At 33.7% G+C, this 22720-nt stretch carries 22 protein-coding genes; 6 read left to right on the top strand and 16 right to left on the bottom strand.

Features of this window, described 5'->3' with window-relative positions:
- Window positions 1-103 precede the first annotated feature (103 nt).
- The 3 genes from ACSG5Z_RS03555 to ACSG5Z_RS03545 all read right to left on the bottom strand — a co-directional run bounded on the left by ACSG5Z_RS03555 (window position 104) and on the right by ACSG5Z_RS03545 (window position 4258).
- On the bottom strand, window positions 104-592 hold the full coding sequence (locus ACSG5Z_RS03555) for a dihydrofolate reductase (RefSeq protein ID WP_061679531.1): 489 nt from the start codon (window positions 590-592) through the stop codon (window positions 104-106).
- 19 nt (window positions 593-611) lie between these two features.
- On the bottom strand, window positions 612-1568 hold the full coding sequence (locus ACSG5Z_RS03550) for a thymidylate synthase (RefSeq protein WP_002085878.1): 957 nt from the start codon (window positions 1566-1568) through the stop codon (window positions 612-614).
- A 107-nt stretch (window positions 1569-1675) separates the two neighbouring features.
- Window positions 1676-4258, bottom strand: a complete 2583-nt coding sequence (locus ACSG5Z_RS03545; protein ID WP_435710689.1) for a family 78 glycoside hydrolase catalytic domain — start codon at window positions 4256-4258, stop codon at window positions 1676-1678.
- A gap of 184 nt (window positions 4259-4442) precedes the next feature.
- Here ACSG5Z_RS03545 and ACSG5Z_RS03540 point away from each other — a divergent pair, with 184 nt between their 5' ends.
- Complete coding sequence (locus ACSG5Z_RS03540; RefSeq protein ID WP_435710688.1) at window positions 4443-5900, top strand: serine hydrolase; 1458 nt, start codon at window positions 4443-4445, stop codon at window positions 5898-5900.
- A 124-nt stretch (window positions 5901-6024) separates the two neighbouring features.
- Window positions 6025-7317 (top strand): S41 family peptidase, encoded by a 1293-nt coding sequence (locus tag ACSG5Z_RS03535; RefSeq protein WP_435710687.1) that lies wholly within the window; start codon window positions 6025-6027, stop codon window positions 7315-7317.
- Window positions 7318-7352: 35 nt separating this feature from the next.
- Here ACSG5Z_RS03535 and ACSG5Z_RS03530 read toward each other — a convergent pair whose 3' ends face one another.
- The 5 genes from ACSG5Z_RS03530 to ACSG5Z_RS03510 all read right to left on the bottom strand — a co-directional run bounded on the left by ACSG5Z_RS03530 (window position 7353) and on the right by ACSG5Z_RS03510 (window position 11941).
- Window positions 7353-8285, bottom strand: coding sequence for an aminoglycoside phosphotransferase family protein (locus ACSG5Z_RS03530; RefSeq protein ID WP_199695262.1), 933 nt, complete (start codon window positions 8283-8285; stop codon window positions 7353-7355).
- 141 nt (window positions 8286-8426) lie between these two features.
- Complete coding sequence (locus ACSG5Z_RS03525; protein ID WP_435710686.1) at window positions 8427-9062, bottom strand: HAD family hydrolase; 636 nt, start codon at window positions 9060-9062, stop codon at window positions 8427-8429.
- Between the two features lie 105 nt (window positions 9063-9167).
- Entirely contained in the window at window positions 9168-9755 is a 588-nt protein-coding gene (locus ACSG5Z_RS03520; protein WP_001134418.1) for a YpjP family protein, read from the bottom strand.
- 283 nt (window positions 9756-10038) lie between these two features.
- Window positions 10039-11238, bottom strand: a complete 1200-nt coding sequence (locus tag ACSG5Z_RS03515) for an ABC transporter permease (RefSeq protein ID WP_098156366.1) — start codon at window positions 11236-11238, stop codon at window positions 10039-10041.
- Complete coding sequence (locus ACSG5Z_RS03510) at window positions 11231-11941, bottom strand: ABC transporter ATP-binding protein (protein ID WP_073518496.1); 711 nt, start codon at window positions 11939-11941, stop codon at window positions 11231-11233. The genes ACSG5Z_RS03515 and ACSG5Z_RS03510 overlap by 8 nt, the downstream gene beginning before the upstream one ends.
- A 153-nt stretch (window positions 11942-12094) precedes the next feature.
- Between ACSG5Z_RS03510 and ACSG5Z_RS03505 the strand changes: the two genes are divergently transcribed.
- Together ACSG5Z_RS03505 and ACSG5Z_RS03500 are read left to right on the top strand one after the other, a co-directional pair.
- Entirely contained in the window at window positions 12095-12526 is a 432-nt protein-coding gene (locus tag ACSG5Z_RS03505) for a GNAT family N-acetyltransferase (RefSeq protein WP_435710685.1), read from the top strand.
- A 29-nt stretch (window positions 12527-12555) separates the two neighbouring features.
- The gene (locus ACSG5Z_RS03500) at window positions 12556-13083 is read left to right on the top strand and encodes an HAD-IIIA family hydrolase (protein WP_060488621.1); all 528 of its coding nucleotides are present in this window, start codon (window positions 12556-12558) and stop codon (window positions 13081-13083) included.
- Window positions 13084-13140: 57 nt separating this feature from the next.
- On the opposite strand, the gene ACSG5Z_RS03495 is transcribed toward ACSG5Z_RS03500, so the two are convergent.
- From ACSG5Z_RS03495 to ACSG5Z_RS03470, 6 genes are all read right to left on the bottom strand, one after another.
- Window positions 13141-13581 (bottom strand): GNAT family N-acetyltransferase, encoded by a 441-nt coding sequence (locus ACSG5Z_RS03495; protein ID WP_048540883.1) that lies wholly within the window; start codon window positions 13579-13581, stop codon window positions 13141-13143.
- Window positions 13578-14051, bottom strand: coding sequence for an SAM-dependent methyltransferase (locus ACSG5Z_RS03490; RefSeq protein ID WP_087982557.1), 474 nt, complete (start codon window positions 14049-14051; stop codon window positions 13578-13580). Before ACSG5Z_RS03490 ends, ACSG5Z_RS03495 begins: the two co-directional genes overlap by 4 nt.
- A gap of 87 nt (window positions 14052-14138) precedes the next feature.
- A complete protein-coding gene (locus ACSG5Z_RS03485) occupies window positions 14139-14837 on the bottom strand; it encodes an aspartate/glutamate racemase family protein (protein ID WP_435710684.1) in 699 nt (232 codons plus the stop codon).
- Between the two features lie 147 nt (window positions 14838-14984).
- Complete coding sequence (gene eutG / locus ACSG5Z_RS03480; protein WP_435710683.1) at window positions 14985-16187, bottom strand: alcohol dehydrogenase EutG; 1203 nt, start codon at window positions 16185-16187, stop codon at window positions 14985-14987.
- A gap of 52 nt (window positions 16188-16239) precedes the next feature.
- Window positions 16240-17679 (bottom strand): GntP family permease, encoded by a 1440-nt coding sequence (locus ACSG5Z_RS03475; RefSeq protein ID WP_435710682.1) that lies wholly within the window; start codon window positions 17677-17679, stop codon window positions 16240-16242.
- A gap of 356 nt (window positions 17680-18035) precedes the next feature.
- The gene (locus ACSG5Z_RS03470) at window positions 18036-18701 is read right to left on the bottom strand and encodes an HAD family hydrolase (protein WP_435710681.1); all 666 of its coding nucleotides are present in this window, start codon (window positions 18699-18701) and stop codon (window positions 18036-18038) included.
- Between the two features lie 190 nt (window positions 18702-18891).
- Between ACSG5Z_RS03470 and ACSG5Z_RS03465 the strand changes: the two genes are divergently transcribed.
- Window positions 18892-19689: a lipid II flippase Amj family protein gene (locus ACSG5Z_RS03465; protein ID WP_087982567.1), complete on the top strand. Its 798-nt coding sequence runs from the start codon at window positions 18892-18894 to the stop codon at window positions 19687-19689.
- A 24-nt stretch (window positions 19690-19713) separates the two neighbouring features.
- Window positions 19714-20289 carry a nucleotidyltransferase family protein gene (locus ACSG5Z_RS03460; protein WP_435710680.1) on the top strand — a complete coding sequence of 192 codons (576 nt, stop codon included), beginning with the start codon at window positions 19714-19716 and terminating at the stop codon, window positions 20287-20289.
- Window positions 20290-20328: 39 nt separating this feature from the next.
- On the opposite strand, the gene ACSG5Z_RS03455 is transcribed toward ACSG5Z_RS03460, so the two are convergent.
- Both ACSG5Z_RS03455 and ACSG5Z_RS03450 read right to left on the bottom strand, forming a co-directional pair.
- On the bottom strand, window positions 20329-21243 hold the full coding sequence (locus ACSG5Z_RS03455; protein ID WP_435710679.1) for an alpha/beta fold hydrolase: 915 nt from the start codon (window positions 21241-21243) through the stop codon (window positions 20329-20331).
- Window positions 21244-21280: 37 nt separating this feature from the next.
- On the bottom strand, window positions 21281-22621 hold the full coding sequence (locus ACSG5Z_RS03450; RefSeq protein WP_435710678.1) for a sodium-dependent transporter: 1341 nt from the start codon (window positions 22619-22621) through the stop codon (window positions 21281-21283).
- Between the last annotated feature and the right edge of the window lie 99 nt (window positions 22622-22720).

Below are 22720 nucleotides of genomic sequence, written 5' to 3'. Positions count from 1 at the left end.
ACATGCTACCATTCATTATAGCACTATCGAATCTCATCTATAAACCTATATTGATGGATACAAATAAAAAGATTGATGCGAATATTCACATCAACCTCTATTATTATTGTTGCTTTTCATATACATGATAATAGTACGTATACGGATTTTTTTCATCCGTTAACCCTTTTTCAACAAAAATTTCTTTCCAATTTGCCATATCGATTTCTGGGAAGAATGTATCTCCTTCAAATGCATGATGAATTTTTGTTATATATAACTTGTCTACGTATGGTAAAAAGAGATCATAAATTTGCGCTCCGCCAAAAATAAAGATCTCTTCTTCATTTTTGCATAGCTCAAACACTTCTTCTACAGAATGTGCTACTTCACAACCTTCAACATGATACCCTTCATTACGAGTTACAATGATATTACGTCTTCCAGGCAGTGGTCTACCAATCGCTTCATAGTTTTTTCTTCCCATAATAAGCGAATGACCCATCGTTGTTTTCTTTACATATTGTAATTCACTCGGTAAACGCCAAGGTAAATTATTATCTTTACCAATTACTCTATTCTCGTCCATTGCGACCATAAATGAAACTATCATCTTTTCATCTCCTCTACAATTACACTGCAACCGGTGCTTTAATTGCTGGGTGTGGATCATATCCTTCAATCGTTAAATCTTCCATTTCAAAATCAAACACAGATTTCACATCTGGATTTAATGTAAGTTTTGGGAACGGACGTGGTTCACGTGCCAATTGCTTTTCCACTTGCTCAAAATGATTCGTATAAATGTGTGCATCTCCAATTGTATGAACAAATTCTCCCACTTCAAGTCCGCATTCATGTGCAATTAAATGTGTTAGTAGTGAGTAACTTGCAATGTTAAATGGAATTCCAAGGAATATGTCACCACTTCTTTGATATAACTGACAAGAAAGTTTGCCATCCGCTACATAAAACTGGAATAGCGTATGACAAGGTGGTAATGCCATACTTGGTACATCTTCAGGATTCCAGGCAGAAACAATTAGGCGACGGGAGTCTGGCGTTTTTTTAATCATTTCAATTACATCTTTTAATTGATCAAGCGTCTCACCAGCTGTCGTTTTCCAGGCACGCCACTGCTTTCCGTATACATCTCCTAAATAACCATATTTATTCGAGAAATCATCATCTTCTAAAACGTTCTTTTTAAACAATTCCATTTGCTCATCGTACTGCACTTTAAATTCCTCATCTTGTTGTGAGCGAAGACCGAAATCAGTCATATCAGGACCAGTATACTCATCGCTTTCTACCCAGCTCTTAAATGCCCATTCATTCCAAATATTATTATTATGCTGCAATAAATAACGAATATTTGTATCACCTTTCATAAACCAAAGCAGTTCACTTGCTACAAGGCGAAACGGCACTCTCTTTGTCGTTAATAAAGGAAAACCTTTACTTAGATCAAAACGCATTTGATATCCAAATACAGATACAGTGCCTGTCCCTGTACGATCTTCTTTCTTCGTACCATGCTCCATTACATGGCGGCATAAATTTAAGTATTCATATTCAGCATGTTTCATATGTAGTAAAACCTTCTTTCAATCTTATATGAAATTTATCATAACATGAAAAACAGTGAATTAAATAATCCTAATGAATAAAAATATATTTCTATATAAACAGAATTCTACTTCAATATATTTTTACAAAATGTAAATTTATAATCACCTGATCCTAAATGCCTTCCAACGTCATGTTCAGCTTTCCAATTTGTTTCGTCTATCCGTAATGTAGCGCTTGTATTAGGTGGTACAGAAATATATAAAAAGGCTTGTTCCTTTTCTACCCGCCACTCAATCTTAATTTCTCCATAAGCTGTCTCACGTTTTACTTTAACCCATTCTATATTCGAATCAAAATGTGGTTGTACATAAAAATGTTTATATGCAGGTTTTGTCTCATCCATTTCTAATCCAATAATATATCGGTATATCCATTCAACAATAGAGCCATATGCGTAATGATTATAAGAATTCATGCTATCATTCCAAAGTGTTCCATCCTCTTTCACGCCATCCCAATGTTCCCAAATCGTTGTGGCACCTTTTTTCACTTGGTATAACCATGATGGATAATCTTCATAAAATAGAAGCTTACAAGCAAGGTCATGCCGGTTAAACTTGCTTAATATTAAATTCAAATACGGTGTTCCTATAAAACCTGTTGTTAAATGATTTTTATTTTCTTTTAATAGCTCAATTAAGCGATTAAATACTTTCTCATTCACATCATCTTTCACTAGTTCAAAAAGAAGTACTAATATGTGGGCTGTTTGTGTATTTGAAATTAACCTACCATTTGGTGTAACGAATTCATTTTGAAATGCTTGAACAATATTCCCATGTAACTCTGCATATAATTTAGCATCTGTATTTTCACCTAAAATCTCAGCAATCCTTCGTAAAAGCGATGTAGAATAGGCATAATAAGCTGTCGCAATAAAATGCTTGTCTGTTCCGCCTTCATATACATCTGGTTTCGTATCTAATGCGAGCCAATCCCCTAAATGATAGCCTGTATCCCATAAATACTCGTTCTCACCTTGTGAACGTATGTAATCTATATACTTCTTCATACTGTCATATTGTTCTTTTAAAATCGATACATCTCCGTAATGTAAATAATGAACCCACGGGCATATAATTGCTGCATCGCCCCAACCACCAGAAGTATGTAAATCAAAATCCGCTCTTTTCCCAAAAGCATCTGGAATAACTAAAGGCACAGCTCCATTAACATTTTGATCTAATGATAAATCTTGGAGCCACTTTTTAAAGAATAATTGTACATTCATAATTTGCGTAGCTATCCCAATGAACATTTGTGCATCCCCGGTCCATCCAAGTCGATCATCTCGCTGCGGACAATCTGTTGGCACATCAAAAAAGTTCCCTCTTTGAGACCATTCCACATTATGATGAAGTTGATTGATTAATGGATTAGACGTTTTAAATTCAGTCGCTTTTTCCATATCCGTATGTAATACAACCCCTTCAAAATCTGCTATTTGAGGCGGCTGGGTTAATCCACTTATTTTCACATACCTAAAGCCTTGATATGTAAAATGAGGTTCAAACCTTTCCTCTTCTTCTCCTTTTGCTATATACACTATTTTTTGTTTTGCCTTTCGGAGATTTCCGGTGTAAAAACTACCGTCTTTATTCAATATTTCAGCATGATGCAATTCTATCTTTTGGCCAATATAAACATGACGGACTGTAAATTGAACCCAACCTACCATATTTTGCCCCATATCAATGAGCCATTCGTGATTCGATAGTTTTGAAATAGAAATCGGTTTAATAATTTTCATTTTACGAATTGCTTCGTTTTCTTGCGCAACAATTATTTGTTTGGAATGCTCAATTACTTCAACATCTTCTAGCCCTTGCCTACTTTCTTCTATCCTAGCGTCGTAAACCTCCCCTTCATAAATTTCTGAATACAAAATTGGGCTTGGAGTTACCTTCCATGTTTCGTCTGTTACAATTTTTTCTTTCGTTCCATCTTCATACGTTATATGTACTTGAGCAATTATCACACGTCTTCTACCGTAATAATTACGTACATGATGCATGGTAAGTGGTCCCTTATACCATCCATTACCTAGCAGAACCGAAATAGTATTGTGCTCACCCTTTAATAAATGCGTTATATCATACGTTTGATACAGTACTCTCTTATCATAACTTGTCCATCCAGGGGTAAAATAACAATCTCCAATGCGCTCTCCATTTATAGAAGCCTCGTATAATTCTAAACTTGTGATATATAAACGCGCTTTTTTAACTACTTTTTTAATAGTAAAATTTTTATTAAAGGACATAACTTGCGCTCGTTCTTTTTTCGCGGCAATCCAGTTCCCGCTCCAGTTATCTTGCCCTTGTAATCCAGTCTCCCAAAATGCTACTTCTGACCACGATGATTCTTCTCCGTAATTATCCCATACCTTTACCCGATAAAAATAACGCGTTTCCGCTCTGTATGAAAATGAATTGACTGGTATATGTAAACTTTGATCTGTTTCTACTTTTCGCGAATCAAACATTATAATTTCAAAATCTCTATCTTTCGCAACCTGCAATTGATAAGCAAGTTGTTTTACATTTCGGTTACTCGACTCAAGCAGCCAACTCATTTTAACAACTTTTGAATCTATACCTATCGGATTTTTTTTATTGTCGCAAAGCACTCTCTTTATTGTTAGCACACTTCTTCACCATCTTTTCTGTATCTTAATTTAAATTAATTATAATAAAATTAAAATTCTAAATAAATAATAACTTTATTCATTCTTACAAAATTATTAACTTTCCAAATTTATAAAGGTTTTCATTTTCTATTACCGAAAGTATAGTGCGGTAGGATAAAATTTATATTTGGAGGTTAGAAGTATGTCTAAAATTGAAACTCCTGTTATGACTTCTTTACAAACAACGGTTGAAAAAATGATGAAGGATTTAAATGTTCCTGGCACTGCTATAGCTGTTATAAAAGATGGTGAAGTCATTATTTCAGAAGGATTTGGCTATCGTAATATAGAGACAAAAGAGGCTGTTACACCGAATACTCGGTTCGCAATCGGTTCCTCAACGAAAGCTTTTGGTACACTTTCATTAAGCTTGTTAGCACAACAAAATAAGTTTAATTGGGATACACCTGTCCAGACTTATATACCTAACTTCTCTTTATCTGAACTACTTGCTAGCTCACAAGTTACCGGACGAGATTTAGCTTCTCATCGAACTGGTGTAAGCCGTCATGAGGCTCTTTGGTATAGCTCTTCCTTATCTCGAAAAGATCTCGTTGAAAAAATAAAATATTTACCACTTGATGCTCCGTTTCGTACAGCATTTCTTTATAACAACTTAATGTATGCGACAATTAGTTATATTGTAGAAAACATTACGAATCAAACATGGGAACAATATGTTGCAGAACATATTTTAGAGCCTTTAAATATGGATCAAACAAACTTCTCTGTTACAAACTCACAAAATACAGATGATTATGCATTACCTTACGTTGAAAATGACGGTAAACTAAAAGAAGTTCCATTCCATAACATCGATACAGTCGGCGCAGCTGGGTGTATTAATTCTACAATTGAAGATATGGCAAATTGGGTCCTTCTTCACTTAAACGAAGGGAAATTTGGAGATCATGAATTAATCTCCTCTGAATTATTACAACAAATGTATACACCACATAATTCCATTCCAGATCAACCAGTTTTATCACTTCCGGAATCTCCATTAAATAGTTACGGTCTTGGTTGGTTTATTAGCGCTTACCGTGGTAATAAGGTAATTCATCATGGCGGTAATATTGATGGGTTTTCAGCACTTGTTTCATTCATACCAACAGAAAACATAGGCCTTGTTATTTTAACGAATGCTGGAGGCACATTACTACCTACTTATCTCGCTAATCAAATTTATGACGAACTACTTGAATTAGAATCCATTGATTGGCATAAACGTGCTGTAGAAGATACTGAAAAAATGAAGGAAATGATGAAAGAAGCAACTGAATCCATTCCTGAACAAATTAAAGGGACTACACCTTCTCACAAGTTAGAGGATTATACCGGTACTTTCGAGCATCCTGCATATGGAACATTACAAGTATACAAACGAGATGATTCGTTATATGTACAATTTATGGAGATGGATATTCAATTAGCTCATCATCATTACGACATCTTCTCTGCAAAAGTTGATTTATTCCAAATGAAAATGAGTTTATTATTTGCTTATGAAATGAATGTAAGTGGTGAATTCCCATCCCTTCAGTTACATGTACCAGCTATGTTAAGTACGCAGCCGCTTGTATTTAAGAAAATTAAATAAATATTTTAATAGAGGGAAGATAACACTTCCCTCTATTCCCCTTTTCTCTATGCAAAAAAAGGATACTACGTAAAGGATACAGAATTCTATTATTCAACTAATTAAATTATCAGGAGGAAAAGCTGTGTATACAGAAATTTTCAAAGAAATTGTTTCGATCACTCATCACGATTATTCAGGTTGTATAGATAAGAAAGGATGGGACGATCCTACTACATATTTACAGACAGTCGAGACAGTCGAGAAACTAGAGAAACAAGGAGCACTAACACCAATACAATTTACTGAAATTGTACGTGATTACTTACTAGACTTTAAAGATAATCATATGTTTTTCAAAATGAACTCTAACAATCAACCACTTAACAGTGCTGGCTTCCAAGTGAAAAGATACGAAGACCGCCTATATATTACATCCACTTCACAAGAAATAAGAGTGAAAAAAGGGCAGTCTATTCTAGCATTAGATAATATGAAAATCCCTGAGTTAATAATAAAATATAGGAAATATTTAAATGCGAATACATATGAACGTGAAAAATGGGATTATGTTTTATTACAATCATCAACTGGTACACTTATAAATGAAGATGGCGTAATCAAAACCATTACTTTACAAAAGTATAAACAAAATGAATACACGCCTATTTATTCATTTAAACAGCATAATAAAGACACACTCTTAATTACTTTGACTGATTTCGCAAATACTGAAGCGATTAATAAATTATTAGACTCACACAAAAATGAGCTTAATTCTTTTCCGAACTTAATTATTGATGTGCGTTTGAATCGTGGTGGAAGTGATGATGCATTTTTTAAATTACTTCCTTACTTATTCGAAGACAAAGAGATCTCCCTTTTAGATTCTTCAGATACAATGCAATTAAATCATACAGAACGAAACTTTCATTTACGTATGAAAGACATCAAAATGGAAGATTACGATTCTTTAGACGAACTTTCCAAATTATTCACTGATATATTTATTCAAGATTTAAAAAAGAATTATAAAAAAGGATTCGTTACATTTGATACTTCTGAGTTACCAAAAGAACTTCAATCATTAAAAATACACGGGAGAAAATCACCTAATAGAGTAGTTATATTAACAGATGTTACATGTGGAAGTTCTGGTGATTCTTTTGTAGAAGTTGCAAAAAAATCATTGAAAGTAAAAGTAATAGGTCGTCCTACTGCTGGTTTAAATGATTATTCTAATTTAGCGGTAATGGAATGGGCTGATACATTCGCACTTTACTACCCTACTTCACGGCTCTCTATTATAGATAAAGGCGAAGGAATATCCGGAATTGGTATACAGCCGCATATACATATCCCGTGGACTCCGGAACATATACAAGAAGATGTTGATTTAAAATTAGCATTACAACTGCTTCAAAACGAAGAATGGTAAAAAATAAAGGTAGATGTGAATCACACCTACCTTTTCTATTTCATCTTAATCTTCTCTGGTTGAAACCAAATTGGCTTTAATGACTCAAAGTCTTTATGATCTTCTAAAACGATAGTAAGACGCTCTAACGTATCCTCTAACATATGTGGTGCTGCTCGTAAGGACCACACAACTGATGAGAAAACTGTCATGCCAACGTACAACGCATATAAGTTCCAGAACTCCTCTGGTATTCCCCCATTGAAGTAGCCTTCTATTTGTCCGATTGAATACGGAATACTAATGTCTCTTGCAAATAGTGCAATTTTTACGAAATCATGAAGTGGGTCACCCCAATCATAACCATTAAAATCAACAACACCTACATATTTCGCATCACGTACAATTATATTTTCTAAATGAAAATCATCGTGTTGAAATCGATTTGGGCGGTTCTTTAAATATATTCCATTTTCGTCTATAAACTTTATGATTTTATCATCATTTTTTATTTTTATTCCACATGTTTTATATGCCTCTACATATTTTCGATGTTTTTCCATTGCTCTTTCATACCATGGAAGGATATCCTTAGGAGCTTCATATGTATGCATTTTTGCTAAATCTTTTCCTGCTTCTATACCAATATCATATTGTTCTTTTGGTGTATATGTAGGCAATAGTTTCTTCGCATCTTCCCCTTCTAAATATGAAAAAATACCATAGCATAAGTCTTCCTCTGCCAATAAACCCATTTCAATTGGTTTTTGAGCTTGCACACTACGTTTTTGCATTTCATTTAAAATTTGAAACTCTATTTTCTTTCTTTCATACTCTTTTATATCGCCTGTCCGTAATAAATATTTTTCATTATTCGCTTTCGTAATGATATATTTCTTATCAGGTGAGAAACCTTTAGAAATTTCTTCAATGTTAACTGCATCTTTTACTATCTGTATATTGTTTTGCCATGCTGTAATTGTTTTCATTTTTATTCCCCTTACATTTCTACATTTGGTGTATACGCTACTTCTACAATAAACCCATTCGGATCTTAAAAAGAAATGGACTCCTCTAAATCCGATACCCAAAATTCAATATGATGAATAGCTGATTGAAGTGTATTCATATTAAGAATATACCCCTTGTACTATTTGCACAATTTCCATTGGTGTATTGACCATGTAATCTGGTGCATCTTTTTTCACTGTTTCAATAACATCATATCCCCAAGATACCCATATTACATTCACCCCAGCCTTTTTACACGCTGCTACGTCTCGCTGTTCGTCACCGACGTATAACATATCTTTCTCTGTTATTTTTTTCGATTTTAAAAATCTTTTTATCATTTTATCTTTACCGAACAAATTTTTAGAACAATATACCTCTTGTATATTTTCTATATCATTATTGTGTAAAAATGCCCGAATATGCTCTTCTGAGTTAGAAGATATAACGGCAATTCCGTATCCTTTTTTATGCAGTTCATCTAATACATCCTTCATCCCATGAAACAAAATAAGATCTTTTATAGCGGGTTGATACAATTTATAAAACTCCAGCGCTAATATCGGTAGTTTATACAATGGTACATCAAGTTGTTTACATCTCTCTGGCATCGTTAATTTACGTAAATACTCAATTTCATCTTCCCTTACCGTTTTATATCCGTGCTTTTCAGCAATTTGATTATAAATTGGTACAAATATATTTTGTGAATCTACTAATGTGCCATCAAAGTCAAAAACAATATATTTTTGCATCCCCATACTCCCTTTGCTTCTTTTTCTAAACCTATCTTATTCAACACCGTAGTTGTCTAAACCTTCTATATACATAAAAAAGAACAAGATTTTCTCTTGTTCTTTTTAAGAAAGCCACTTTGGCGGTATATTCGTATTCCAATAAATATTCCCTAATTCATGGTGTCCTGAGTACCCATCATCAAAACGGTGATAGTGGAAATTAAAATAATAACCATCTTGCGGTGGATGATCTCTTCTTACATGAAATCGCAATAAGTCATTTCCTGATTTCGTGTCATACACATGAAAAATCTTTTCATTATTTCCGCCAGCTGGTCTTTGAGAAATCGCTAATGATTGCAATGACTCCTCTGGCACATCACTTGCAAGCTCAGCAATTGCCTCTTCAATTTTCGGTAATATTACATCTTTAAACTCATCTTCAATTACTGGACCAATTTTAGTGCCAAACTTTTGCATCGACTGCTTCTCTGCTTCTTGCATTGCGTACGTAATAAAAGTATCAGTGGTTAACCTGTCATTCGTTTCTTCATATGTATAGGACGTACTCTCCAAATTTTGTTGCCCAGCTGTGCTCGTAGGCTTGTCCGCAGCTTTGGCATTATCAAGCAATATGGAAGGAGGCGTCACTAAACCAAATGTAAATACGGTAATTAATGCGACTAAGGTTTTTCTAAACCAATTTGGCATGTATGTTCCCTCCCCTTTCACTCATTATATTTTATATAACGGTTGTTCCTTCTATTATACAAAATGATTGTAATTTTTGCACTTTACAATTTTGTTAACGTTCACATATTTTTCACTTGAATATGAAATTGTAAGATTTCATACAATATAAATACAACAACAATGAGGAGGCAATCCGATGACTTTAGATGTCATGTATTCCGCCGCAAGCATACTCGTTTTGGTATATTTTCTTTATCAATGTGTAACAGATTAAAAAAAGAGCCATTTTTCGGCTCTTTTTCTACGGTAAAAATACAATCCAACCAATCCATACTATAAAAATAATCCCGGCAATTACAGCTAGTAATAAATAAAAATGAGAAAGTATAACTATTCCATACAAAAGCAGTACTGGAAGTAATAAATAGCGATCGGCCTTCCATCTTAACAATAATAATTTTCCTTCATCACAATATAGATGGAGAAACATTTTTTTCGTAAATTCATTCCAATAATCGCGCGCATAACGAGAAATTCCAACTAAAGCAAATGCAAGAATAATAGCTGCAATCCACCTCGGACTCATAATAATACTGACGGTGCTTATACATACAATTTGAATATAAAATATTCGTGCACTACTTGTACGGAAAAATTCTTTTAAAAAGGATTCAACAATACGAGATTCCTTTTTCTTCCCTAAAAACTTTTTAGAACGCGGAAACATCCACGGTTTTTTATTCGAACTACTCGGTTTAGCTGTATGACCACCAACTTGCATAATCCCACTCGTCCAGCGCATACTTTCTTCTTTCTCTTTCTCAACTTCTTTAAAAAAGCAATTTTTATAATTCAATTTTTCTTTTATCAACCCGATAATTAGAAAAACTGCTAGACCGATACTTAGTATAGAATAAACTGGATTTGTATAAATAAGAAACAGACTCAATCCAAAAAAGGTTAAACTTATAGAAAAAATTACATTTTTTATAATCCATAGTAGCCATCGTTTCCCCACACGTACATGAATAAATCTCGTTAATAACGACAACAGAAATCGAAATACAGTAAAAAATAGCCAAAATAATACGACTTGTATTTTCGTCACTCCGATACTTTTCATCAACACTGGTAACATAGTAACTACTACTATTACATTCGTTATAGCTATTCGAATAAACGTATATGTCATACCATACTGGATTAACTTTTGCATGTGAGCGGGATACGAAATTAAAAATAAACTATCTGCTTGTTCAAAAAATGAACGAACTCCTCTTGAATATGTAATCACATAAAATGCGAATAGACCTAATCCGAAATAAACTGTCTCTCCCATCGATAATTCTTCTATCCATAGTGAACGATAATAAATCCCCATAAATATAAGTGCTGGAATAATAATATATAGCGCAACTGTCCAATCAGTTATAGAACGTATGGACTTCCATTTACGCCTCAGTTCATGACGCAATCTTTTATAAAATTGTTGTTTAATCATGCTGTTCACGCCTTACGATTACATCAAAGCAGTCTAATAATGAACTCCCTGGCATTTCTGCTAACGCTTGGATAGATTCTAGATTTCCATCTGCGACTAATGTACCTTGTGAAATGAGTAAAAATCTCTCACAAATTCTTTCAGCTGTGTCTAATACGTGAGTACAAAGTAATATACCTGCGCCACGTTCTTTTTCTTTATATAAATAACTTAAAAACTCTTTCGTAGCTACTGGATCTAAACCGATAAAAGGTTCATCAATGATATAAAAATCTGGTTCAGTTAAAAATGCCAAAATGAGCATCGATTTTTGTTTCATACCTTTTGAAAACTTTGATAAATACTCATGTTTATGTTTATCCATTCGAAACATATGTAATAACTCTTCTGCTTTTCTTTCCCAGCTTCCTACTTCGTTCTCGCGAGCAGCCATTAATAGTTCGATATGTTCCCAAAGCGTCAAATAATCATAATATGTCGGGTGTTCCGGCACGTATGCATAAGGATTTTTCTTTTCACCAAATGATATTTCACCATTCATATTTACAAGTAAACCGAGCATCGTTTTAATCGTCGTACTCTTCCCGGCACCATTCGCACCAATAAGTGCAACTAATTCACCTTTTTCAATTGAAAAGGCAATATCATGAATTGTCTTTTCCCCTATATCATATCCGGCAGAGCGAATATTCACTTCTAACATACATTCCCCTTCTTTCCATTTCCAATACAATCAAGGAAAAGAATAACATATAACCATCTATATATCATTATAAAATATTTATTTTCATAGCAGGAATACATACTTTTTAACAGAATATTTAATGTTTGATTACATTTAATTGGAGTGGATAATATGTCTTTTCAAATTCGTGAAGCTACGATAGACGATATAGATGCACTTTGTTCTTTAACAACAGAATTAAAAGGTTCCTCTATTTCGTATGAAGATATGAACAACCGATTGCAATTCGTACAAATGAGTCCCTTTGATTTTTTATATGTTTATGAGGAAGAAGAAACCATATGTGGATTACTTGGGTTTCGTATTCGTGAAAATTTAGAAGATGTAACTCGTTATGGGGAAATTTCAATTATTAGCGTTGATTCTAAAATACGACGAAAAGGCATTGGGCAAGTATTAATGGATTATGCTGAGCAATTAGCAAAGACACATAATTGTATAGGCACATGGCTAGTCAGTGGAATAAAAAGATTAGAAGCACATCCTTTTTACAAAAAATTAGGATATGAAGTGAATGGATATCGATTTGTGAAACATTTTTAAACTACTTATAAATGGAAAGGACTATAACTATGACAAACATCGAAGCTATTTTTATTGATCGTGACGGTACAATTGGTGGTGACACTACAATACATTATCCAGGCTCTTTTACATTATTTCCTTTCACAAAAGCAGCTCTGCAAAAACTAAAAGCTCAAAATATAAAAATTTTCTCTTTCACAAATCAACCAGGTATCGCAGATGGAATAGCAACTGTAGCTGATTTTGCACAAGAATTAGAAGACTTCGGTTTTGATGATATATACGTATGTCCTCATAAACACGGTGATGGTTGTGAATGCCGTAAACCAGGTACAGGTATGCTGCTGCAAGCAGCTGAAAAACATGGGCTTGATTTAAAAAAATGCGCTGTAATTGGTGATCGCTGGACTGATATCGTTGCAGGCGCAACAGTACATGCGACAACGATATTAGTTCGAACAGGCGCTGGATATGATGCTTTACATACGTACCGAGACAAATGGGCACATATTGAACCAAACTACATTGCAGAAAACTTTGAAGATGCTACAAATTGGATTTTAAATCAACAATAATACAAATTAAAAGAGACGTTTTCACAATGAAAACGTCTCTTTTAATCTTATATTTTTTTAAAACGTTAATTCATAATGGAAATAACGATTATCTCTCAAATAACCATTTTCAGCATATAATCGCTGTGCTGATAAATTATCAATCTCCGTTTGTAATTTTACACCTTTTGCACCATTTTCTAATGCAAATTCTTTAGCAGCTTCTAATAATTTTTTACCTGTTCCCGCTCCGCGCTTAGTTGCTTGTACAAATAAATCATTTAAAATCCATAATTCTTTCATCGAAATGGAAGAAAATGATGGATATAATTGTGTGAAGCCAATATATTCGCCGTCTTCAACTGCCACAAAAATAACGGATTCTTTTCTCTCGATTCGACTTCGCAAAAATACTTTTGCTCCTTCTAAATCGGAATCTTGTCTATAAAACATACGATAGTTATTAAAAACTGATGCTAGTCCATCTAAATCTGCAATTGTTGCCTCATATATTCTCATTTTACTCCATTCCCCTTCCAATACTGTCTCATTATATCCGTTGCCCATTTAGGCTGTACAATTTCTTCTTTCGGCATAAACTCTTTCATTATCGGCTTTATATCCAATATAGGTGTGCCATCAATAGCATCTAACCCCTCAACAATAATTGATTTACCTTCTCTTTTGATCACCTTTACAATTGTTGCTCCTATGCGATTCGGACGATTTTTCCCGCGCTGTGCAAAAATGCCTACTTTAGGATAATCATTATTATTTCTAGGATGTCTAGCAAAATATTGAATTTGTTCATCAGTTACTTTATGAAAATAAAAAACAACTTCAATATGAGAAAAATCTTCAATCCCTTGTATACTTTCCTCAGTATATATTTCAGTTAAAGTAATATAGGATCTTACTTCTCCCCACTCATCATCTTTTATTTCCTTTCTTTCATTATGTACAAATGCGATTGGTTGAACTGAAAACATACGCATTCCCCCTTAAATGTAACCACTTACATTATAAAGTATTTTCAGAATGTTTTCCACAAACGCGAACTAGGTTACATAATATAATTATGCTCTATTTCGTAAAGCGAAATTAACTGCTTCAACTGCATGTATATAAGTTGTGTCGAATATCGGAACTGATACGTCTTCCTGCTTTATTAATAATCCTATTTCTGTACAACCTAATATAATTCCTTGGGCCCCTTCTTGTACTAGCTCTTCTATAACTCTTTTATAATACTCTCTAGATTGAGATGTTATCTTTCCTAAACATAATTCTGTATATATTACTTCGTTTATCTTTTCTCTATCCTTTTCTGATGGAACCATTACTTTTATAAGATTCTCTTCTATGCGTAATTTATAAAAGTCTTGCTCCATTGTATATTTAGTTCCAAGTAAACCAACCTTTTGAATATCTTTCCTTTTAATTTCTTTCGCAGTTGCATCAGCGATATGTAAGACTGGAATATGAATATTCTCCTTTATTTTCTCAACTACTTTATGCATTGTATTTGTGCAAATAATTATAAAATCTGCTCCTCCCCTCTGTAACGAATATGCCGCATTTCCTAATATTTCTCCTGCTCCATTCCAATCTCCGTTAGACTGGAATCGTTCAATCTCTTCAAAGTCCACACTATTAATCATACATTTTGCTGAATGTAATCCTCCCAATCTCTCTTTTATTTCTTCATTTATGATTCGATAATATTCAGAAGTTGATTCCCAACTCATACCACCAATTAAACCTATTGTTTTCATTACACACAACCCACCTTATACTGTTTTTTAAAACTAATCACAATAGTTTATTATGTATATTATACACAATAAAACAAGACTTTACGTTTATAATATAAAGTCTTGTTTTAACTATTTCCAAGGAAATTTTATAAGAATATTCTGAAATTATTTTTCTGATGTTTTTATAAAATCTTCATATTGATAATGAAAACATTCTCGATACAACTGTTTAATTTCATCATATGATGGCACACGTGGATTATTTGCTGGACTTCCACTTTCAATTGCATCTGATGCCATTTTAGAAATAGCTGTTTCAAATTCAACTTCACCAATTCCGTATTCTTTTAAATTTGGAATACGAAGATCAAAACAAAGTTTTTTTATTTCCCTCAGCGTGTAGTCGGCTACTTCTTCATCACAATAGGAATACAAATCTTTATTTAAACAACGTCCAATATCCGCTAGTCTTTTTACTGCACTAATTTTTGTATATTGTAAAACTGTAGGTAATAGTATTGCATTCGATATACCATGTGGTACATGAAATAACGCTCCTACCGGCCTTGACATTCCATGAACTAGCGTAACAGATGCATTGGAAAATGCGATTCCAGCTTGTAAGGAAGCAATCATCATCGCTTCTCTTGCCTCCATATTCTCTCCATCCTCATATGCAATACGTAAATATTTCATAATACTTTCAATAGCGGAAAGTGCAAGTACATCGGTAAGTGATTGTGAAACTTTAGAAATATATGCTTCGACTGCATGACATAATGCATCTATCCCTGTTGCTGCTGTAATATGAGATGGTACCGAACGCGTTAATATTGGGTCAATAATCGCTACTTGCGGTGTGAAATTTGGATGCTTCATCATCATTTTTACATCTGTTCGTTTATTCGTAATTACTGCTACACTTGTTACTTCCGATCCAGTACCAGAAGTTGTTGGGATTGCAATTAGTGGTAGCGGATCGTTGTCTATTTCCATATCTTTTTGGACATAATCTTCCACTTCTCCACCATTTGTATATAACACCGCAACTGCTTTCGCTACATCAATACAACTTCCACCACCAATACCAATAATAAAATCACACTTTCCTTCTTTACAAAGTGTTAACGCTTCTAACACGTGTATATTTGTAGGCTCAGCATTTACTTTATTATATGTACTAACAGTAATACCTTTCGTATTTAATTGTTGTATACACCTCTCAACATATCCTAAATTCTCCATAATTGTATCCGTGACTATAAACGCTCTTTTCCCCAACTTCTTAGATTGTTCCCCCAGCTTTTCAAGCGAATTTCTTCCATATAATACGGACTTCGGCATACGAAACTCAGCAACTTCTTGCAAGTACTCCACCCCTTCTTACCCTAATTAATGTTTTAGTTTATAAAATATCGACTTAATAAATTCCTGTTGCAGTATAGAATGCAATTACTAAAAATACGGCAACCGTTTTCAAAACTGTAATGGCAAAAATATCTTTATATGACTGTTTATGTGTTAAACCTGTTACTGTAAGAATAGTAATAATAGCTCCGTTATGTGGTAATGTATCCATTCCTCCCGATGCCATTGACACGATACGGTGCATTACTTCTAATGGAATATCAAATTGATTGGCCGCTGCAATAAACTTATCTCCCATCGCACTTAAAACAATTCCCATTCCTCCTGATGCAGAGCCTGTAATTCCAGCTAAAATATTCGTCGTTACAGCTCCATTCACTAGAGGATTTGTGAATGTGGCAGAAATGCCGTCTCTCATAATCGCGAAACCTGGAAGTGCTGCGATGACACCACCGAATCCAAACTCAGCACCTGTATTCATCGTTGCAAGTAACGCTCCACCAATACTTGTATTCAATCCAGCTTGAAATCCTGTTACTACTCGTTTCCAATATAATAATAACGTTGTTACAATGCCTATAATAAGTGCTAATTCTACTGACCAGATTCCAACTACTGCACTTAATTCTACTTTTCCAAATGCTTTCATACCAATTTCAGAAAAATCAAAACCATCTGGATACCACTTCGGTATCATAATAGTAAAAACTTTATTCATTACACCTACTAAAATAAGTGGTATAAAAGCAATCACTTGCTGAACTCTTGTAATTTCAATGCTTTTAAGCACCGGCATATCTTTTTGTTCTACTTGCAAAGAAGCTGCCATTTCAGTATCCCCATCGTTAAAACCAAAATACCCTTCTCCTGCCGCCTTCGCCTTCTTACGTCTACTCTCTAAATATAGTAATCCTAACGTCAGTACAAAAATTGCCCCTACAATACCCAGTATCGGTGCAGCATAAATGTCCGTTTTAAAAAATGTTGTAGGTATTACGTTTTGAATTTGTGGTGATCCAGGTAGCGCATCCATCGTAAACGTGACCGCTCCAAGTACAATCGTTCCAGGGATTAAACGCTTCGGAATATTCGCTTGTTGAAACAGCTTAGCTGCGAACGGATATACAGCAAACACTACTACGTACACACTAACGCCACTATACGTTAAAATAGCACCCATTAATACAATCGCTAAAATTGTACGTTTTTCACCAACTAACTCTATAATTGTCTTTGCAATCGAGTCTGCAATTCCTGACATTTCTACTACTTTCCCAAATATTGCCCCAAGTAAAAATACAGGGAAATATAGTTTAATAAACCCTACCATTTTCTCCATAAAGATATTCGAAAAGAAAGGTAATACAAAACTAGGCTCTGTCAAAAATACGGCAAATAATGCAAATATCGGTGCAAATAAAATAACAGAAAACCCTCTATATGCTACAAACATAAGTAAACTAAGTGCTAATAATATAATAACTAGCTCCAATCATACCCCTCCTTTAAACTGAAAATTCAAACTTTTATTGATAAACTTCTACTAATCTTTTATTTCTGACATCCCTCCTCTTATTCATACAAATTTTTCATGCTAAAAATGTCTAATTATAAGTATTCGATTACATATGAAAAATCCCTTTAAACATAAAGTGAAACTTTAATCAGTGGGGGTTTTGTTCATCCCCCACTGATTATTAGTTGAACCAATCGGACGTTTACGGACAGTTGATCCCCACCTAACTTCTTTGCTCCAACTGAATTTTGAGGTGGGAGTTTTACTGTCCGTTAACGCGGGATAAACGAATTCATCGTCATACGTTATAAAGGGATTGCTAGTCTCTATATTTACTGCTTTATCAAACTATTGTCTACACAAAAATGATGTAGTTCTTTTACATCATTTACTATATGAGTTGCACCAACTTCAATCAATTCTGTTTTACTACCATAACCGTATAAAACGCCGATTGAAGCAATTTCATTATTATTCGCACCGATTATATCGTGCTTTCTATCTCCAATCATAACAATTTCTTCTTTATTTAGGCCCTCATTTGTTTGTAAAATATGAGCAATGATTTCTTCTTTTTTTATTCTCGTACCATCTAAATTACTTCCAATTATACCTTCGAAATAATTCGTTAGTTGGAAATGATCTAGTACTTGTTTTGCAAATACAGTAGGTTTTGAATTTGCTATAAATAAACGATTTCTGGTATCTTTTAATTGTTTTAAAAGATTTGGAATACCATCGTATACCTTATTTTCTAACAATCCACGCTGCTTTAAATATTCTCTGAAATAAAAAACAGCGCGTTCTACTTCTCCTTCATTCATATTGTATCTCTCTATGAATGATTGCTGGATGGGTGGACCAATAAATGAATCTAACTCGCTTACATGTAATTCTTCAATTCCAACCTTTTTTAATGCATATAATACTGAATTTATAATTCCTTCTTTCGGATCCGTCAATGTTCCATCTAGGTCAAATAGAAATGTTATGTACAAATTTAATCCCCGCTCCTATTTACTTTACATATTATATAGAAGGCTTTTTCATGCCTACCTTTTACTATACTACCATTATTTATCTTTTCGGAAATTTCTTCTTCTATGTCACATACGTTCAGTTACAAAATGTAATAGATATGATAAAGTAAAAAAGTTACAATTAACTAAATAGAAACTGGTGAACTAAATGTCAATTACCTTAATATTTATTCTGGCTTTCACAATTATTATCCACGCAGTCGAAACAAGTTCTTATAGTATTCGATTAGCCGGTGTTCGTTTAAAAAAGATTGTCGTTGCCTTATCCGTCGTAGGGATGGTACTGCTTATTTCAAGAACATCTAACTTACTACAAGCCTTTTTAATTGGCGGGATTGTCGATGAAGCAAAACTAGATTCTTCTATTGATTTAGAGCATATTATACGGCTCGTTCTATTATCTGCCTCTGTCGGTACACTGCTTGCGATTATTCTGTATCCAACTTTGACAAAACTATTTGGATATGTCATTCGAAACTTTGAAACAGACGGTTCTTTCATTCGAATGATGAAAACAAATAACATTCAAAAATTAAAGTATACAAAAAAATATGTACGATTTCCAAAATTAGAAATGATTCATAGACTACGTATTGGTGGTATTCCAAAACGTATTATGCTTATTAACATGTTTGCTACTGCAATTTATACAGCTGGTGTTCTTTCAGCCCTTTACGCTTCTTTTTTAAATCCAGATTATGCAACAAATGCAAGTACAGCTTCTGGACTTGTGAATGGTTTCGCTACTATTTTATTAACAGTGTTACTTGATCCACGTATTGCACTTTTAACAGAACGTGCTTTACAATCAGAAAATGGCGTTGAATCTATGAGTAAAATGTATGGTTGGCTAATGATATCTAGACTTCTCGGTACATTATTAGCACAGCTACTATTTGTACCAGGTGCTTACTGGATTTTATGGATTATTGAACTGATGCATTAATTTACTAGAAAGGTAGATTTATCAATGAATATAAAAACAGAGCAAGATATAATTCGCTTAATAGAAAACGACGAATGGATGATGGATATATTACAAATGGCAAAATCACTAGAGCTACCAGATTGGTGGATTTGCGCCGGATTTGTTCGCTCTAAAATTTGGGATAGTTTACATGACTACGAAATACGAACGGCTACACCAGATATTGATGTCATTTATTTTGATCAATTACATACAGATGAGGTATATGAGCAATCACTAGAGAAAGCACTGGTAAATATGGATGCTTCTATACCTTGGTCGGTAAAAAATCAAGCTCGTATGCATGTAGTGAATAATATGCCACCGTATTCTTCTTCTGTTGATGCTATTTCTAAATTTCCTGAAACAGCAACTGCTTTAGGAGTTACACTTGATGAATTAAACAACGTCATATTAACGGCCCCATGCGGTATTGAAGATGTACTTTCCTTACAAGTGAGGCCAACAGCTCATTTTCTTGAAACAAAAGAGCGATTACATATGTACAACACTAGAGTTAATAAAAAGAAATGGCAAAACATATGGCCTAACATTGCAATCACTTATCCTAAAATCTAAAAAAGGGAGCTTCTCATTATACGAAGCTCCCTTTCTATTTTATTTCAAAAACTGAATGACTATTTCCGCAAATCGATCTGCTTCTTCATAATGCGGTGTATGACCACTCTCTTCGAATACAATACAATCCCCATTTTGAGCATCTTTATTAAATATTTCAATTTGTTTTTCACACGTTACTGCATCATGTTTTCCTACAATTAATAACATTGGATTTTGTATATCTTTTATTTTTTGTAATAATGAAGTATGAACTGCTCCTTCTATTTTTAATCTATCAAAATGAATTTTGGAGCGATTTGAAAATACTTCCCACTCTTCATCACTATACAAACTCTCGTCTGTCACATCTTCCTTATAATTGTAAATCTCCATTCTATTTTCTTCTAATTCATTGCTTATTCTTATATAAGCTTCTAGCAACTCTTCTGAATTAGCATTGCTAGATGAATAAGCGATAGACTCTTCTGCTACTTCTTCTTTTCCATACTTTTTTAATAAATGCCCTGTCTTTTGTAACAAAGCTCTACTTGTTAATGCAAAATCGAAAGTTGGCGCTTCAAATATGATTTTCTCTATTGAACTTGGATATATCGACGCATATAACAATGCTAAATATCCACCGAAAGAATGTCCAATGACAGACCATTTCTCAATTTGTAATACTTTTTTTAGTTCCTCACAGTCTTCAATCAAATCATTTAATCCAAAAGCTTCGTCCTCAGTAATTTCTTCTGAGCGACAAACACCTCTTTGATCTATCATTATTACATATAAAGAATCTTTTAAACGTTCCGCTTGATGAAATGAAAAATCATAACAACTTTCTCCTGGTCCACCATGCAAGTATAGGACTGGTTTATTTTTAGGATTTCCATGCGTTTCAACGTATAGTTTTTCCCCTCTAATATTCATATATTTTCCTACTTCTATCAAATTCGCTTTTATGACCATCACCTTCTTTTTTTACTGAATATTATAACATTTAATTTTAAATAATCCCTATTACATTTAAAAAGACGATGATTATTGCAAGTGGTGCTATAAATCGAAGTAAAAACGCCCAACAAATAAATACTTTCTTTCCATAATTTCCACCTACAAAAAACTCTGCTTCTAGTACCTTCTTTTCCATTTTGAATGAAACGAAAATACTAATAAATAGTGCACCAAGTGGCATTAGTATATTACTAGATAAGAAGTCTACTGCATCAAAAATACTCTTTCCGAAAATCGTAATATCACTCCATACTCCAAATGATAACGCGGATGGTATACCTACTAAGAAAATGCCGAAACCGATTATCCATGATAATTTCGTTCTTTTTTCTTGTTCACCATTTGCTAATGCTGAAACAACTGTCTCTAGTAGAGAAAATGCCGATGTTAATGTTGCAAATGTAAATAGTGCAAGAAATACTGTTAAGAACAACCCACCGAATGGAATTTGACTAAATACAGATGGTAATACGATAAATAGTAATCCAGGTCCTTCTGTCGGCTCCATTCCTAATGAAAATACGGCCGGAAAGATAGCAAGACCTGCAAATAATGAAACAAATAAATTCAATCCAACAATTGTAACTGCTGATTTTGGTAAACTTTCTTTTTTATTTAAATACGAGCTATAGGTAACCATAATCGAAATCCCGATACTAATCGCAAAAAATGATTGTCCCATCGCGAATAAAATACTTTCTGAAGTAATCTTTGAAAAATCTGGTTGTAAGAAAAACTTCACACCTTGTATTGCATTATCAAGTGTTAATGAACGAATAATAAGAGCAACAAATAAAACAAACAATGCTGGCAACATATATTTACTTGCTTTTTCAATTCCATTTTGTACACCCTTTGATACAACCCAAATCGTAATGAACATAAAAGCGAAATGTCCCATAATCGCCCAAGCGGGATTTCCAATTGTTTCAGTAAATAACGCTCCATAATTTTGTCCCGGAGTAATAAGTTGTCCCGTTATTCCTCTGAATAAATAAATTAATACCCATCCACCTACAACACTATAAAACGAAAGTAGTATAAAACATGTTCCAACGCCAAGGCGTCCAATCCAGTGCCATCCTGTATTAGGTGCGATGCTTTTAAATGCTCCAACTGCTTGTTTCTGTGTACTGCGCCCAATCATAAATTCAGCTATAAGTAGTGGTAATCCAATTAATACAGTAAATAATATAAAGATTAAAAAGAATGCCCCTCCCCCACTCTTCCCAGCGATATAAGGAAACTTCCATATTGCGCCAAGTCCAATTGCTGATCCTGCTGCAGCCATTATAAAACCTAATTTCGAAGTCCATTGCTCCGTCTGTTTCATCTTATTTTCCTCCTAGTTAAATTACTTTATATAAATAATTAAATTTTGTAAACCAATCCGAATAAACCCTCCATTTCTATTTCCATAAAATAAAAAAAT

Source organism: Bacillus pretiosus, assembly GCF_051294775.1.
Lineage (GTDB): Bacteria > Bacillota > Bacilli > Bacillales > Bacillaceae_G > Bacillus_A > Bacillus_A wiedmannii.
Note: the sequence above shows the minus strand (reverse complement) of the source record. Positions and strands in the feature narration are given on the sequence as shown.